This window comes from Caballeronia grimmiae (assembly GCF_022879615.1).
In the GTDB taxonomy this organism is placed as follows: domain Bacteria; phylum Pseudomonadota; class Gammaproteobacteria; order Burkholderiales; family Burkholderiaceae; genus Caballeronia; species Caballeronia grimmiae.
The window spans coordinates 54260-68664 of the sequence record NZ_CP084271.1; the positions used below are offsets into that span (position 1 = coordinate 54260).

The following is a 14405-nucleotide window of genomic DNA, read 5'->3' on the forward strand; positions in this document are numbered from 1 at the left end:
GCGTCGGCGAGTCGGTTAGACTGTGCCGTCGCGCCTCGCAGCGAGGCGCGGCTCGTCCCTGGCTCTCGTTCCAGGCCACGCAGTCGACTCCTGGAAGCGCCGATGAAACATGAAGTCCTGGCGATTCGCCACGTCCATTTCGAAGACCTCGGCAGTCTGGAGCTGGTGCTCGGCGACCGAGGCCATCTCGTGCGTTATCTCGACGTCGGGCGCGGGCGCATCGCGGCGCCGAATCCGCTCGACCCGTCGTTGCTCGTCGTGCTCGGCGGACCGATCGGCGCCTATGAAGACGCGCAGTATCCCCATCTCGCTCCGCTGCTGTCGATGCTCGAAAAGCGCATAGCAGCGGGGCTTCCCACTATCGGCATCTGTCTCGGCTCGCAACTGATCGCGCGGGCGCTCGGCGCACGCGTGTATTCGTCGGGGCGGCTGGAACTCGGCTGGTCGCCGCTTTCGCTGACGGAAGCGGGGCGCGCGTCGCCGTTGCGCCACCTCGATGCCGTGCCGGTCTTCCACTGGCACGGCGATACGTTCGAACTTCCCGAAGGCGCGACGCTGCTTGCATCGACAGAAGCGTGCGCTCATCAGGCGTTCTCGTGGGGCGAGCATGTGCTCGCGCTGCAGTGCCATGCAGAAGTGCTGACGGATCGATTCGAGAACTGGCTCATCACGTATCCCGGCGATATCGCGCATGGCGGTGCAACCGTCACCGGCTTGCGCGATGCAACCGCACGGCACGGCGCCGCCCTCGAGACTGCCGCCCGCGCGATGTTCGGCGAGTGGCTCGACCGCTTTCCCGGCGCTGCGCGATCGGGCTGACGTACCGGCGCTGCACGCATAAAAAGGCAGTGCTATGCTCGACCGCTCATCTTCGCGACGGGCTTACTACATGAGCGCGCTGTTCACTCCCCGGACCCTTCGCGGTCTGCAGCTTCCCAATCGCATCGTCGTGTCGCCGATGTGCCAGTATTCCGCCGAGCGCGGCGAAGCCAGTGCATGGCACATGATTCATCTCGGCCATCTGGCGCTGTCCGGCGCGGGGATGCTATGCATCGAGGCCACTGCTGTTGAGCCGGATGGACGCATCACGCCGGGCGACCTCGGCTTGTGGGACGACGTCACCGAAGCGGCGCTGCGGCCGGTGCTCGCGGCGATTCGCCAGTATTCGAACATCGCGGTGACGATGCAGCTCGCGCATGCGGGCCGCAAGGCATCGAGCCGCAAGCCGTGGGAAGGCGGCCAGCTCATTTCCGTCGCGGATGGCGGATGGATGACGCACGCGCCATCGGCGATTGCGCATAAGCCCGACGAAACCCCGCCGCTCGCGCTCGATACGGCGGGACTGCTGCGTGTCAAGGAAGCGTTCGCGGCATCGGCGAGGCGCGCCGCGCGGCTCGGCATCGACGCGCTCGAGGTTCACGCGGCGCACGGTTATCTGCTGCATCAGTTTCTATCGCCGATTGCGAATCAGCGCACCGACGAATACGGCGGATCGCGCGAAAACCGCATGCGTTATCCGCTCGAAATCTTCGATGCCGTGCGCGCCGCGTTTCCCGGCGACAAGCCCGTCGGCGTGCGCGTCTCGGCGACAGACTGGGTGGAAGGCGGATGGGGCATCGAAGATACGATCGCGTTCGCATCGGAACTGAAGAAGCGTGGCGTCGACTGGATCGATGTGTCGTCGGGCGGGGTATCGCCGCAACAGAAGATTCCGCTGGAACCCGGCTATCAGACGCCGTTCGCCAAGGCCGTCAAGGAAGCGACCGGCGTGACGACCATCGCGGTCGGTTTGATTACCGAGGCGAAGCACGCGGAAGAGATCATCGCGAGCGGCCAGGCCGACTTCGTTGCGATGGCGCGCGCCATGCTCTACGATCCGCGCTGGCCGTGGCACGCGGCGGCCGAACTCGGCGCGACCGTCAGCGCCCCGCCGCAGTACTGGCGCTCGCAACCGCGCGAGCAGAAGCATCTGTTCGGCGACATCTCGTTCGGCCAGCGTTGATACGACGGAGTTGAGAACCCGGCGCGCGGGAGTGTACGATACCGTCGTTACCGTTGAACGCGGCGCCTTCGAGGCCACCGCGTTTTTTTATGCCCCGGTCCGCGCAAGCGTTCATCGTGCGGAAAGAAGCGGGCATGAAGCCTCCACAGAAATTCGTTACTTGGGATTCGTTCGATGAGTTCACGCAGGGTCACCGTTCGCCGCTCGGGCGTGCATGGCAAGGGCGTGTTTGCCGTGAAGCCGATCGCCGCCGGCGAGAAGGTGATGGAATACAAAGGCGAGCGCATATCGTGGAAAGAGGCGCTGCGCCGTCATCCGCATAATCCGGACGAACCGAATCACACCTTCTATTTCGCACTCGACGATGGCCGCGTGATCGACGGCAAGATCGATGGCAACAGCGCGAAGTACATCAACCATTCGTGCGCGCCGAACTGCGAAGCCGAGGAAGTCGAAGGCCGCGTGTTCATCCACGCGCTGCGCGACATCGAGCCGGATGAAGAGCTCAATTACGACTACGGGCTCGTGATCGAAGGGCGCATCACCAAGAAGCTCAAGAAGGAATACGAGTGCCGCTGCGGCGCGAAGAAGTGCCGCGGCACCATGCTCGCGCTCAAGAAAAAAAAGTAAGCGCCTCGCTTATTTTTCCGCAGGGGCCGTTGCGGGCGCTTCGACGTGTTCCGCCTTCAGCGGCATCCGTACGATGAAGCGCGCGCCGCCTTCGGGCGCGTCTTCGTAATGCACGGTGCCGCCGTGCAGCGCGACGATGTCGTGCACGATCGCAAGCCCGAGTCCCGCGCCGCCTTCGACGCTCTGGCCATCGCCACGGAAGAAGCGCTTGAACAGATCGGGCTGCTGATCGGCCGGGACGCCGGGGCCGTTGTCCTCGATCACCACTTCGCCAAAACGCGCGCCGTCCGGGTTTTTCGGATCGCGCCAGTCGCCGACCGTCAGCGTGATGCGCGCGCCTTCGTACCGCGCGGGCGGCACGTACTTGAGCGCGTTGTCGATGAGATTGCCGAGCACTTCGCGCACGAGCACGACGTTGCCGCGCATCGTCATCGGATGCTCGTTTTCAGGATCGTCGATGCGCTGAAAGCCCAGATCGACCCGCGCCGCCAACGCGCGCGGCACCCATTCCGCGCCGGTTTCGAACGCGAGCGCGGCGAGATCGAAGTCCGTGAAGCGCGCGGCCTGTTCGCCCGGCTCCGCGCGCGCGAGCGACAACAACTGATTCGACAGCCGCACCGCCCGATCCGCCGATGCCCGCAGTTCCTTCACCGCTTCGATCGCCTTTGCGGGATCGCGTGAACTGAGCGCCTGCTCCGCGTGCAGCTTCACGGCTGTGAGCGGCGTGCGCAACTGATGCGCGGCATCGGCGATGAATTTGCGCTGCGCATCGAGCGCCGTCTGCAGGCGCACGAGCAGGCCGTTCATCGCGCTCGTGAGCGGACGGATTTCGCTCGGCACATGCGATTCGTCGACCGGTTCGAGCGAGACGTGCGTCTGCCGGTTCAGGGCGTCGGCGAGATCGGTGAGCGGGTTCAACTGCTGATTCACGACGCGCCACACGATCACCCAGCCGGCCAGCAGGAGAAGCAGCAGCGGCATCATGATCGCGAAGAGAAACTCCACCGCGATGCGATACCGCGATCCCACGCGCTGCGCCACTTCCACGACGATCGGATTGCCGGTTTGCTGCGGCACACGCACTTGCGCCGCGCGAACGCTGGTGCCCTGATAGTGCGTCTCGAAGACGTACGCGTAATGGATGCGCCGCACGGACGTGCCGGTGAGTGGAAGGTCGGGGTCGCCGGCGATTTCCTCGTCGCCCGTGCTGATGCGATAGACGAGCTGTTCGACGGGATCGGAGAACATCGCCTGGGCGAGCGGCGGGACGGTGACGGGCGCATCGACGCCCGCGAGCTGGATTTGCTTCGAGATGGCGGTGGCGAGATCGGCGAGCGAACGATCGACGACGTGCTGTGTGTACTGCCACGCGAGCCAGTACGCCATGAGGCCGGACATCAGCGCGAGCAGCGACAGCGGCGCGGCGAGACGGCGCAGCAGCGTGCGCCGCAGGCTCGGCGGGGCGGGAGGTCGGGTGGGCGTCGATCGCGCCAGATCGAGCCAGTCTTCGCGGGCGAAACGCTGATCGCCCGCGCGCCGGGTGGGAAGTCGCAAAGCGTTCTAGGGCGAGAGTGGCCGATGCATCACGCCGCCTGCCGGATCTCCTGAAGCAGATAACCGAAGCCGCGCACCGTCACGATTTCCACGCGCGTGTTCTCGAGCTTCTTGCGCACGCGGTGCACATAGACTTCGATAGCGGTATCGCCGAGATCGCCGCCGAAGTGCGTCAGATGATCCTGCAGTTGCGCCTTGCTGACGACACGGCCGTGACGCAGCAGCAGCATTTCAAGAACCGCGAATTCGCGCGGCGACAGTTCGAGCGGACGCTCGTCGTTGAAGATGCGGCGATCGACACCGGACAGGCGCAGGCCGCCCAGCGTGACTTCGGGACGCGGCACGTCGCCGTGGGGACCGCTGCGGCGCATCACGGCGCGAATGCGCGCTTCGAGTTCCTGCGGCTCGAACGGCTTGAGCATGTAGTCGTCGGCGCCGCTGTTAAGGCCTTGCACGCGGTCGTGCAGTTCGTCGCGGGCCGTGAGGATGATGACCGGCGTATGGCGATTGCCCTGGCGAAAGCGCGAGAGCAGCGTCATGCCGTCGATACCGGGCAAGCCCAGATCGAGAATGACGAGTTCGTGGCGGTTCTGCGCGAGCGCCTGCTCGGCGAAGATGCCGTCGTGAACCATGTCGACGGTGAAACCGGATTGCTCGAGGCTGCTTTGAATGCCGCGCGCGATGGGGCGGTCGTCTTCGATCAGGAGGATTCGCATGAAGTCGCTCAGTACAATGGGTTGAAGTCGATCCGGCGCTCTGGTCCGCGCAATGCGGCGGGATAGCGCGGGGTCGGCCGGATCAAAACCGTTACTTCTCATGCGGCGCCGCGCGGCTTGAGTTCGAGCGGCGCGGGCGATTGCCGTCTTCGGGCCTTGTGCGCTGCTGATTGTACCGCTTCGAACTCGCACGCCGACCCGCGTCCGAAAGGCGGTATCTTGCACCGTTCACGCAGTTTACGAGCGGTTCAAAATTGGCCTTCATCACTGAAAGATACGCCGGGATTCCGCTTACGTCTGCTTTCGGATCGCCTTGCAATGGGGCGATTCGGTCATGCATCGGACGTTCAACGGCTCGCGTCGATGTCACAGTTCGTAATACGCCTGTTACCTTGTCGGGCGCTGTAAGCCGGTATTAATCCGCGCCCGGAAGATCGTGCGGCGCGTCGCTCATCCGGGCGATGCGCTAAAGTCGCATCTCCTTCCGCTTTCGCGCACATTCGCATCATGCTGGAACTCGATCATTTCGACCTTGCCCTGCTCGATGTCCTTCAGCGCTTCGGGCGCGCCACGCATCAGCAGCTCGCGGAGCAAGTGCCGCTATCGCCGTCGCAGATCGGGCGGCGCTTGCAGCGGCTCGAAGCGACGGGCGTGATCGAGGGCTATCGCGTGATGTTGCGCCCCGAGAAACTCGGCCTCGGCGTGACGGCGTTCACGAGCCTGAAGCTCAAGCATCATGGCGACACCGTCATCGAACAGTTTCAGCAGGAGATCGACGCGTTGCCCGAGGTGCTCGAATGTCACGCGACCGTCGGCGACGCGGATTATCTGCTGCGCATCGTCGCGCCGGATCTGAACGCGCTGTCGGGCTTCGTGATGAAAAAGCTGATGCGCGTGCCGGGCGTGGACAGCGTGCGCTCGAACATCGTTCTGACGACGTTCAAGCGCAACGGCCCATTGCCGCTCGATCACCTTTCCGGCGACGCGGCCTGAGCGGGATTCAGCAAGTCCACGTACGCGAGCGGCACCAGGTCCGCTTGCGCCACACCCAGGCGCGCGAACATGTCGTGCGCTTCCTGATGGCCGCCGGCTCGTCGTCGTCCTGGCCTAGCACCACTTCCAGTTCGACGAAATCGCCGAGCCCGTCCACCCGGTCCAGATGAATGCGCGTGCGTCCGACCAAATAGACATGCCGCTCCTTTGAGACGATGCCGCGCGTCGTCAGTGCCTGCGCGAGCAGCGCGTGCATGGCTTCGGCGTTCGTCACCGGACTGCGGGAGTAATAGGAGACTTTTGGGCCATCGCGATCGTCGCGCTGATAGAAGATCAGCTCGGACGGCGTGCCGTCGTCGAACTGGCGCAGCTTGAGGCGGCCGGTCGGCACGTCGTAGAAGAAATCCTGCTGGCGAAAGACGAGCGGCGCATCGGGGGCAAGCGCGGATGCGCGCTCGCGCAGTTCGTCGAACCGATGCGCGCGTGCCTTGATTTCGATGTTGCGTGCCATGAAGGAACTCTCCGGTGGTGGGGCGTCGCTCAGCGTACCAGTCTTATCGTGAATCTGGCGTTACACGGACCACTGAGCGTCGATGAGTTTCAGCGCAGCGGCGATCGCCGGTTCCTCGCGACGTTCGGCAAGCGCGACGAACGATAGCTGCGTCGGCACGGTGACGCCATCGACGATGGTGAGTGCGTGCGCGTGTGCCTGCGCGAGCGCGATGGAATCGCGCGCCAGCGACAGCCCGACGCCTGACTTCACGAGATCGAGCATCGAGGGCTCCTGGTCGACTTCGGCGACTTTCACGGGCATCGCGCCGGCTTCGCGAAAGACGCGCGACAGCAGCCGGTTATGCGCGGATTCAGGCGGCGTCCAGATCCACGGCAGCCTCGCGAGGGCAGCCCAGCTGCGTTTGCCTTTATTGACGCGGTTATGCCATCCGGCGGGCGCGAGCACGTGATAGGAGAACGGCGTGAGACGCACGACATGAAAGCGTTCGCCGTCGCGCGTGCCGTCGATGGCCGGATCGCCGATGTAATAGCCGACATCGAGATCGCGAGTTCTTTTGCGTTCGAGCACCCATCCGGACATGCCGTGCCGAAGTGCTGTTTCGATACGCGGATACGTTTCGACGAACTGCCGCAAGAATCCGCCGAGCCGCAGGAATTCCGGATCGAGAATGGTCCCGATACGAAGGGTGCCGCTTACTTCATGACGCAGCGCGGCAGCGGCCCGCTGAACTTCGGACGCGGCGGCGATGGCGCGCTCGGCGTGGGGAAGAAGCGCTTCGCCGTCGCGTGTGAGGAGCAGTCCGTGCGACGTGCGTGTGAAGAGGACAACCCCGAGCATCTCCTGAAGGTTCTTGATCTGCAGGCTGACGGCCGGCTGCGTGAGGTGCAGCTGGGCGGCGGCCCGCGTGAGATTGCCTTCGCGGGCGACAGTGAGAAAAGCGCGCAGGAGGATGTAGTCCATGCGTGATATTAGCGCTACTTATATCGTAGTTGAACAGAACTCATTGGATTCGGAAGAAACCTCGCACTAGTCTTCGTAGACGATCGAGCGAATGAAGCGCGTGGAGAGTGATCGCTTATGCGGTCGACTACGCAGCGAGCCGGCGGAGCATTCGGCGCTAAGAAGTAACAGATGAACATCAAAAGCCGCATCGAAGACGGCAAAGCAAAGAAAGGAGACAACGCAATGAACGAGCGCAAGGAAGAAGGCAGCTACGACTACATCATCGTTGGCGCAGGCACAGCCGGCTGCGTGCTGGCAAACCGCCTGACGCAAGACCCGGCGATAAACGTGTTGCTGCTCGAAGCAGGCGGCAAGGACGATTACCACTGGATCCACATCCCGGTAGGCTACCTGTACTGCATAGGCAACCCGAGAACGGATTGGCTCTATAAGACGCAAAGCGAACCGGGCCTGAACGGCCGGGCGTTGTCATACCCGAGAGGAAAAGTTCTGGGCGGATGCTCGTCGATCAACGGCATGATCTACATGCGCGGTCAGCGCGAAGACTACGACGACTGGGCGCACATTACCGGCGATTCGAACTGGTCATGGGATTCCGTGCTCCCGATCTTCAAGCGCAGCGAGGACCACTACGGCGGCGCCAGCGAATGGCACGGCAAGGGCGGCGAATGGCGCGTGGAGAAGCAGCGCCTGAAGTGGAAGATTCTCGAAACGTTCTCACAGGCCGCGCAACAGACGGGCATCCCCGCCACCGATGACTTCAATCGCGGCGACAACACCGGCGTCGGCTACTTCGATGTGAACCAGCGCGGCGGCATCCGCTGGAACGCGGCAAAGGCATTTCTGCGCGAAGCGATGAAGCGTCCCAACCTGACGACGATCACCGGCGCGCACACGCAAAAGCTCGTGTTCGAAGGCGCACGTTGCGTCGGCGTAGCGTATCGCGGCGGCGATGTCGATTTCATCGCGCGGGCGCGTTGCGAAGTCATCCTGAGCGCGGGCGCGGTCAATTCACCGCAGATTCTCGAACTATCGGGTATCGGCAATGGCGCGCGCCTGCAGCGGCTCGGCATCGATGTCGTGCGTCATCTGCGCGGCGTCGGCGAAAACCTGCAGGATCACTTGCAATTGCGCATGGCGTACAAGGTGAACGGCGCACGCACGCTCAATACCTTGTCCGCGCGATGGTGGGGCAAGCTCTTCATCGGCATGCAATACGCGTTGATGCGAAGCGGCCCGATGTCGATGGCGCCATCGCAACTCGGCGCATTCGCGAAGTCGAATCCGGATGATGCTTCGATCAGGCGGCCCGATGTCGAATATCACGTGCAGCCCTTATCGCTCGAACGCTTCGGCGAACCGTTGCATCCGTTCAACGCATTCACGGCGTCGGTCTGCAATCTGCGGCCAACGTCACGCGGCAGCGTGCATATCGAATCGCCGGATGCGCATGCCGCGCCTTTGATCGCGCCGAATTATCTGTCGACAGAGCGCGATCGCGAAGTGGCCGTCAATTCGCTCCGGCTCACGCGACGTATCGTGAGCGCGCCGGCGTTATCGCGTCATGCGCCCGAAGAGATTCTGCCGGGCATTCAGTTTCAGACGCAGGAAGAACTCGTCGAAGCAGCGGGGCAGATCGGCACGACGATCTTTCATCCGGTCGGCACATGCCGCATGGGCGCGGACAACGATCCCGCCGCGGTCGTCGATAGCCGCTTGCGCGTGTTAGGCGTGCGTGGCTTGCGCGTGGTCGATGCATCGGTGATGCCGGTCATCACATCGGGCAACACCAATTCGCCCACGTTGATGATCGCGGAGCGTGCGAGCGAGATGATCCGCGAAGACCGCGGCGCGTTGCAGACGCAAGAAGTGATCGCGTCGGCGCTTGCATGATGTTCGCCGCAGCACGCAGCGTGCCCTGATTGCGTGCATCGGCGGCCACTTTGCGCGCCGCATGAGTTAGTGCAAATCCCAATGATTGCGCTGCATCATTGGCGCGACAATGGCCCCGGATCAGAGTGATGCTCGGCTTACCTCGTGCCCGCTTTGTGCAGCACGCAATATCGATGCAACGGCAGCACGAAGCGAACCGTACCGGAATCGAAGCAACGTTCGGGTGCGCGCGTAAAGAACAATAAGGCGCAGGCGAACCGATCGTTTAGCGCCTCACTTCCATGGAAGGGGACATGATTCTCGGCGATACCATTCTGGAAACGCGAGGGCTCACCAAGGAATTCAAAGGCTTCACCGCCGTGAATGGCGTGAACCTGCGCGTGCGCCGCGGCTCGATCCATGCGCTCATCGGACCGAACGGCGCAGGCAAGACCACCTGCTTCAATCTGCTCACCAAGTTCCTCGAACCCACGGCGGGCCAGATCGTCTTCAACGGCGCCGACATCACCCGCGAACGGCCGGCCCATATCGCGCGGCGCGGCATCATTCGTTCGTTTCAGATTTCCGCCGTGTTCCCGCATCTGACCGTGTTGCAGAACGTGCGTATCGGCTTGCAGCGGCAACTCGGCACGTCGTTTCAGTTCTGGCGCAGCGAACGTTCGCTCGATGCGCTGAACGATCGCGCCATGGACCTGCTCACGCAAGTGGGCCTCACCGATTTCGCCGATACGAAAACCGTCGAGCTTTCCTACGGACGCAAGCGCGCGCTCGAAATCGCGACGACGCTTTCGATGGAACCCGAACTCATGCTGCTGGACGAACCGACGCAAGGCATGGGACACGAAGACGTCGATCGCGTGACGGCGCTCATCAAGAAGGTATCGGCGGGGCGCACCATTCTGATGGTCGAGCACAACATGAACGTAATCGCCGGCATCTCCGACACCATCACCGTCTTGCAGCGCGGAGAAGTGCTCGCCGAAGGGAACTATGCGGAAGTATCGAAGAATCCGCTCGTGATGGAAGCCTACATGGGCAGCGCCGATGCGGCGCTCACCGGAGCGCACGCATGAGCACGATCGTGGAAGAGCGCCGCTCGCGCGAGGCGAACGGCGCGGCGGGCAATGCGCCTGCGCTGGAAATCGCGGGACTGCAGGCGTGGTACGGGGAATCGCACATCCTGCATGGCGTCGATCTCAAGGTGGATCGCGGCGAAGTGGTCACGCTGCTCGGGCGCAACGGCGCGGGCCGCACGACGACGCTTCGCGCGATCATGGGCCTGACTGGCCGGCGCACCGGATCGATCCGCGTCGGCGGACGCGAGACCATCGGGCTGCCGACGCACAAGATCGCGCATTACGGCATCGGCTATTGTCCGGAAGAGCGCGGCATCTTCTCCAGCTTGTCGTGCGAAGAGAATCTGCTGTTGCCGCCGCTCGTCGGCAATGCGAAAGAGGCAATGCCGCTCGACGAACTCTATTCGATGTTCCCGAATCTCAAGGAGCGGCGCGCGAGCCAGGGCACGCGCCTCTCGGGCGGCGAGCAACAGATGCTCGCCGTCGCACGCATTCTTCGCACCGGCGCGAATCTGCTTCTGCTCGACGAGATATCGGAGGGACTTGCGCCCGTCATCGTACAGACGCTCGCGCGCATGATCCTCATGCTGAAGTCGCGCGGGTACACGATCGTGATGGTCGAACAGAATTTTCGCTTCGCGGCGCCGCTCGCGGATCGCTTCTATGTGATGGAGCATGGAAACATCGTCGAGCATTTCGGCGCGGGGGAACTCGAAGCGAAGATGCCCGTGCTGCATGAACTGCTCGGGGTGTGACAGCAACACGCGTAACGCCAGCTTGACAGCAAGAACCAAAACTCACGGAGACTGGAATGAAAAAGAAGACCCTCGCGCGCCTCTCTTCTCTTTGCTTTGCGGCTGCGGCGGCGAGTGTGGCGCTGATGAGCAGCGGCGCGCAGGCTGCTGACGCCAACAGCGTCAAGATCGGCTTCGTCACGGACTTGTCGGGGCTTTACGCCGATATCGACGGACAAGGCGGCCTCGAAGCCATCCGCATGGCGATCGCCGATTTCGGCGGCAAGGTGAACGGCAAGCCGATCGAACTCGTCTATGCCGATCACCAGAACAAGGCGGATATCGCGGCATCGCGGGCACGCGAGTGGATCGACCGTGACGGCGTGAACGCGATCATCGGCGGGACCAATTCGGCCACCGCGCTGTCCACCGCGCAAGTCGCGGCCGAGAAGAAGGTGCCGTACATCAACATCGGCGCGGGCGCGGACAACCTCACGAACGAACAGTGCTCGCCGTACACCGTGCACTACGCCTACGACACGATGGCGCTCGCGAAGGGCACCGGCTCGGCCGTAACGAAGCAGGGCGGCAAGTCGTGGTACTTCCTGACCGCCGACTACGCGTTCGGCAAGGCGCTGGAAAAGAACACGTCGGATGTCGTGAAGGCCAACGGCGGGCAGGTGCTCGGGACCGTGCGGCATCCGCTGTCGGCGTCGGATTTCTCGTCGTTCCTGCTGCAGGCGCAGGGATCGAAGGCGCAAGTGCTCGGCCTTGCGAACGCGGGCGGCGACACGATCAATTCGATCAAGGCGGCGAAGGAATTCGGCATCACCAAGTCGATGAAGATCGCCGCGCTCCTCATCTTCCTGACGGACATTCACAGCCTCGGACTGGAAACGACGCAAGGTCTCGTCGCGACGGATAGCTGGTACTGGAACAAGGACGAGAAGACGCGCGAGTGGGCGAAGCGCTATTTCGCGAAGATGAAGAAGATGCCGACGAGCCTTCAGGCCGCCGACTATTCCGCCGTCACGACCTATCTGAAGGCGGTGCAGGCAGCAGGCGGCACCGACAGCGACAAGGTGATGGGCGAACTGAAGAAGGCGAAGATCGACGACTTCTATGCGAAGGGCTACATCCGCCAGGACGGTTCGATGATCCACGACATGTACCTGATGGAAGTGAAGAAACCTTCGGAATCCAAAGAACCGTGGGACTACTACAAGATCACGGCGACGATTCCGGGCGAGCAGGCGTTCGCCACCAAGGCTGAATCGCGCTGCGCGGCCTGGAAGTAAGCTCGCGGTGGAGAGACGTGGCGGGCGGCTCGCGGGCTGCCCGTCGCCACAACGATTCTGACGGCAGGTTCAATGGAAATATTCGGCATACCGCTCGCCGCCATGATGAGCCAGCTGCTGCTCGGACTGGTGAACGGATCGTTCTACGCGATCCTGAGTCTCGGGCTCGCGGTGATCTTCGGCTTGCTCAACGTCATCAACTTCGCGCATGGCGCGCTCTTCATGCTGGGCGCGATGCTCGCGTGGATGGGCTACTCGTACTTCAACGTTCCCTATTGGGCGATGCTCGTGCTCGCGCCCGTCATCGTCGGCGTGCTCGGCGTCTTCATCGAACGTTCTATGCTGCGCTGGCTCTACAAGCTCGACCATCTCTACGGCTTGCTGCTCACCTTCGGACTCACGCTCGTGATCGAAGGCGTGTTCCGCTCCATCTATGGTTCGTCGGGGCAGCCGTATGACGTGCCGTCGCTTTTGTCCGGTGCGACGAATCTCGGCTTCATGTTCCTGCCGAACTATCGCGCGTGGGTCGTGGTCGCGTCGCTGATCGTGTGCTTCGCGACGTGGTTCGTCATCGAGAAGACGCGCATCGGCGCCTACTTGCGCGCGGGCACGGAGAACCCGAAGCTCGTCGAGGCGTTCGGCGTCAACGTGCCGCTGATGATCACGCTGACGTACGGCTTCGGCGTCGCGCTGGCGGCATTCGCGGGCGTGCTTGCCGCGCCGGTCATCCAGGTATCGCCGCTGATGGGGCAGTCGATGATCATCACCGTGTTCGCCGTCGTCGTGATCGGCGGAATGGGATCGATCATGGGGTCGATTCTCACGGGTCTGCTGCTCGGCGTGATCGAAGGCTTCACGCGCGTGTTCTATCCGGAAGCGTCCGCGACGGTCGTCTTCGTCATCATGGCGCTCGTGCTGCTCGTGCGTCCGGCAGGGCTCTTCGGCAAGGAAAAATGATGCAGAGAAAAGCGCTATACGTCCTGTTGCTGATCGCCCTGGTCATCGCGCCGTTCGCGGGCGTGTATCCGGTCTTCATGATGAAAGTGCTGTGCTTCGCGCTGTTCGCGGCGGCGTTCAATCTGCTGATCGGCTATACGGGACTGCTCTCGTTCGGACACGCGATGTTCCTGGCGAGCGCAGGCTACACGGCCGGTTACGCGATCCAGACGCTCGGCTTCACGCCGGAGCTGGGCGTGCTTGCCGGCACGGCGGTCGCGACGCTGCTGGGTCTGGTCGTCGGCCTGCTGGCGATTCGCCGTCAGGGTATCTACTTCGCGATGGTCACGCTCGCGCTCGCGCAGATGGTTTACTTCGTGTTCCTGCAAGCGCCGTTCACGCACGGCGAAGACGGGCTGCAAGGCGTGCCGCGCGGCAAGCTGTTCGGCATCGTGAGCCTGAGCAACGACGTTACGCTCTACTACGTCGTGCTGCTGGTGATGCTGCTCGCGTTCGCGCTCATCGTGCGCATCGTGCATTCGCCGTTCGGGCAGGTGCTGATCGCGATCAAGGAGAACGAGCCGCGCGCCATATCGCTCGGCTACGACACCGCGCGCTACAAGCTGCTTGCGTTCGTGCTGTCGGCGGGGCTCGCGGGTCTCGCGGGCGCGACGAAGACGCTCGTGCTCGGCTTCGAAACACTCGGCGATGCTTACTGGACGATGTCCGGCCTCGTCGTGCTGATGACGCTCGTCGGCGGCATGAGCACGATGTTCGGGCCGCTGCTGGGCGCTGCGATCATCGTGGCGCTGGAAGACCGCCTCGGCGATATCGGCACGGGTATCGCGAATCTCACGGGCGTTGCGTGGTTCCAGTCGCTCGGCGAATCGGTGACGATCGTGACCGGCGTGATCTTCATTGCGTGTGTGCTGGCGTTTCGCCGCGGCATCGTGGGGGAGATCGTCGCGCGGATTCGGCCGTTGCAGGGCTGACGCAATTTAGTTGGAATTCCGAAGGGACCATGCGGAATGCCAATGCGAAGGCTTAATTAACGGCATTTAACGCGCCCCTTTGAGGTGCTTCCATGCACCACTAG

General features: G+C 63.2%; 13 protein-coding genes and 1 pseudogene. 10 read left to right on the top strand and 4 right to left on the bottom strand.

Going from position 1 to position 14405, the window contains the following annotated elements; translation table 11 throughout:
• Positions 1-102: 102 nt before the first annotated feature.
• From LDZ21_RS00255 to LDZ21_RS00265, 3 genes are all read left to right on the top strand, one after another.
• The gene (locus tag LDZ21_RS00255; protein WP_244793771.1) at positions 103-819 is read left to right on the top strand and encodes a glutamine amidotransferase; all 717 of its coding nucleotides are present in this window, start codon (positions 103-105) and stop codon (positions 817-819) included.
• 70 nt (positions 820-889) lie between these two features.
• Positions 890-2002 (top strand): NADH:flavin oxidoreductase/NADH oxidase, encoded by a 1113-nt coding sequence (locus LDZ21_RS00260; protein ID WP_244793772.1) that lies wholly within the window; start codon positions 890-892, stop codon positions 2000-2002.
• A gap of 174 nt (positions 2003-2176) precedes the next feature.
• Complete coding sequence (locus LDZ21_RS00265; protein WP_244793773.1) at positions 2177-2632, top strand: SET domain-containing protein; 456 nt, start codon at positions 2177-2179, stop codon at positions 2630-2632.
• Positions 2633-2641: 9 nt separating this feature from the next.
• Here the strand turns inward: LDZ21_RS00265 and LDZ21_RS00270 are convergent, their stop codons facing one another.
• Both LDZ21_RS00270 and LDZ21_RS00275 read right to left on the bottom strand, forming a co-directional pair.
• Positions 2642-4126 carry a sensor histidine kinase gene (locus LDZ21_RS00270; protein ID WP_244794859.1) on the bottom strand — a complete coding sequence of 495 codons (1485 nt, stop codon included), beginning with the start codon at positions 4124-4126 and terminating at the stop codon, positions 2642-2644.
• Between the two features lie 89 nt (positions 4127-4215).
• Positions 4216-4902 (bottom strand): response regulator transcription factor, encoded by a 687-nt coding sequence (locus tag LDZ21_RS00275; protein ID WP_035962098.1) that lies wholly within the window; start codon positions 4900-4902, stop codon positions 4216-4218.
• Between the two features lie 507 nt (positions 4903-5409).
• Here LDZ21_RS00275 and LDZ21_RS00280 point away from each other — a divergent pair.
• A complete protein-coding gene (locus LDZ21_RS00280) occupies positions 5410-5895 on the top strand; it encodes an Lrp/AsnC family transcriptional regulator (RefSeq protein WP_035962102.1) in 486 nt (161 codons plus the stop codon).
• On the opposite strand, the pseudogene LDZ21_RS00285 reads toward LDZ21_RS00280, so the two are convergent.
• Positions 5871-6406, bottom strand: a pseudogene (locus LDZ21_RS00285) (class IV adenylate cyclase). The gene LDZ21_RS00280 and the pseudogene LDZ21_RS00285 sit on opposite strands and share 25 nt — an antisense overlap.
• Positions 6407-6466: 60 nt before the next feature.
• The gene (locus LDZ21_RS00290) at positions 6467-7369 is read right to left on the bottom strand and encodes a LysR family transcriptional regulator (RefSeq protein WP_244793774.1); all 903 of its coding nucleotides are present in this window, start codon (positions 7367-7369) and stop codon (positions 6467-6469) included.
• Positions 7370-7594: 225 nt separating this feature from the next.
• Here LDZ21_RS00290 and LDZ21_RS00295 point away from each other — a divergent pair, with 225 nt between their 5' ends.
• The 6 genes from LDZ21_RS00295 to LDZ21_RS00320 all read left to right on the top strand — a co-directional run bounded on the left by LDZ21_RS00295 (position 7595) and on the right by LDZ21_RS00320 (position 14301).
• Positions 7595-9265: a GMC family oxidoreductase gene (locus tag LDZ21_RS00295; protein ID WP_244794860.1), complete on the top strand. Its 1671-nt coding sequence runs from the start codon at positions 7595-7597 to the stop codon at positions 9263-9265.
• 293 nt (positions 9266-9558) lie between these two features.
• Positions 9559-10338 carry an ABC transporter ATP-binding protein gene (locus LDZ21_RS00300; protein WP_244793775.1) on the top strand — a complete coding sequence of 260 codons (780 nt, stop codon included), beginning with the start codon at positions 9559-9561 and terminating at the stop codon, positions 10336-10338.
• Entirely contained in the window at positions 10335-11096 is a 762-nt protein-coding gene (locus LDZ21_RS00305; protein WP_035962109.1) for an ABC transporter ATP-binding protein, read from the top strand. Before LDZ21_RS00300 ends, LDZ21_RS00305 begins: the two co-directional genes overlap by 4 nt.
• Positions 11097-11152: 56 nt before the next feature.
• Positions 11153-12373 carry an ABC transporter substrate-binding protein gene (locus LDZ21_RS00310; RefSeq protein WP_244793776.1) on the top strand — a complete coding sequence of 407 codons (1221 nt, stop codon included), beginning with the start codon at positions 11153-11155 and terminating at the stop codon, positions 12371-12373.
• Positions 12374-12445: 72 nt separating this feature from the next.
• Entirely contained in the window at positions 12446-13330 is an 885-nt protein-coding gene (locus LDZ21_RS00315) for a branched-chain amino acid ABC transporter permease (protein ID WP_035962113.1), read from the top strand.
• Positions 13330-14301, top strand: coding sequence for a branched-chain amino acid ABC transporter permease (locus LDZ21_RS00320; protein WP_244794861.1), 972 nt, complete (start codon positions 13330-13332; stop codon positions 14299-14301). The genes LDZ21_RS00315 and LDZ21_RS00320 overlap by 1 nt, the downstream gene beginning before the upstream one ends.
• Positions 14302-14405: the final 104 nt, after the last annotated feature.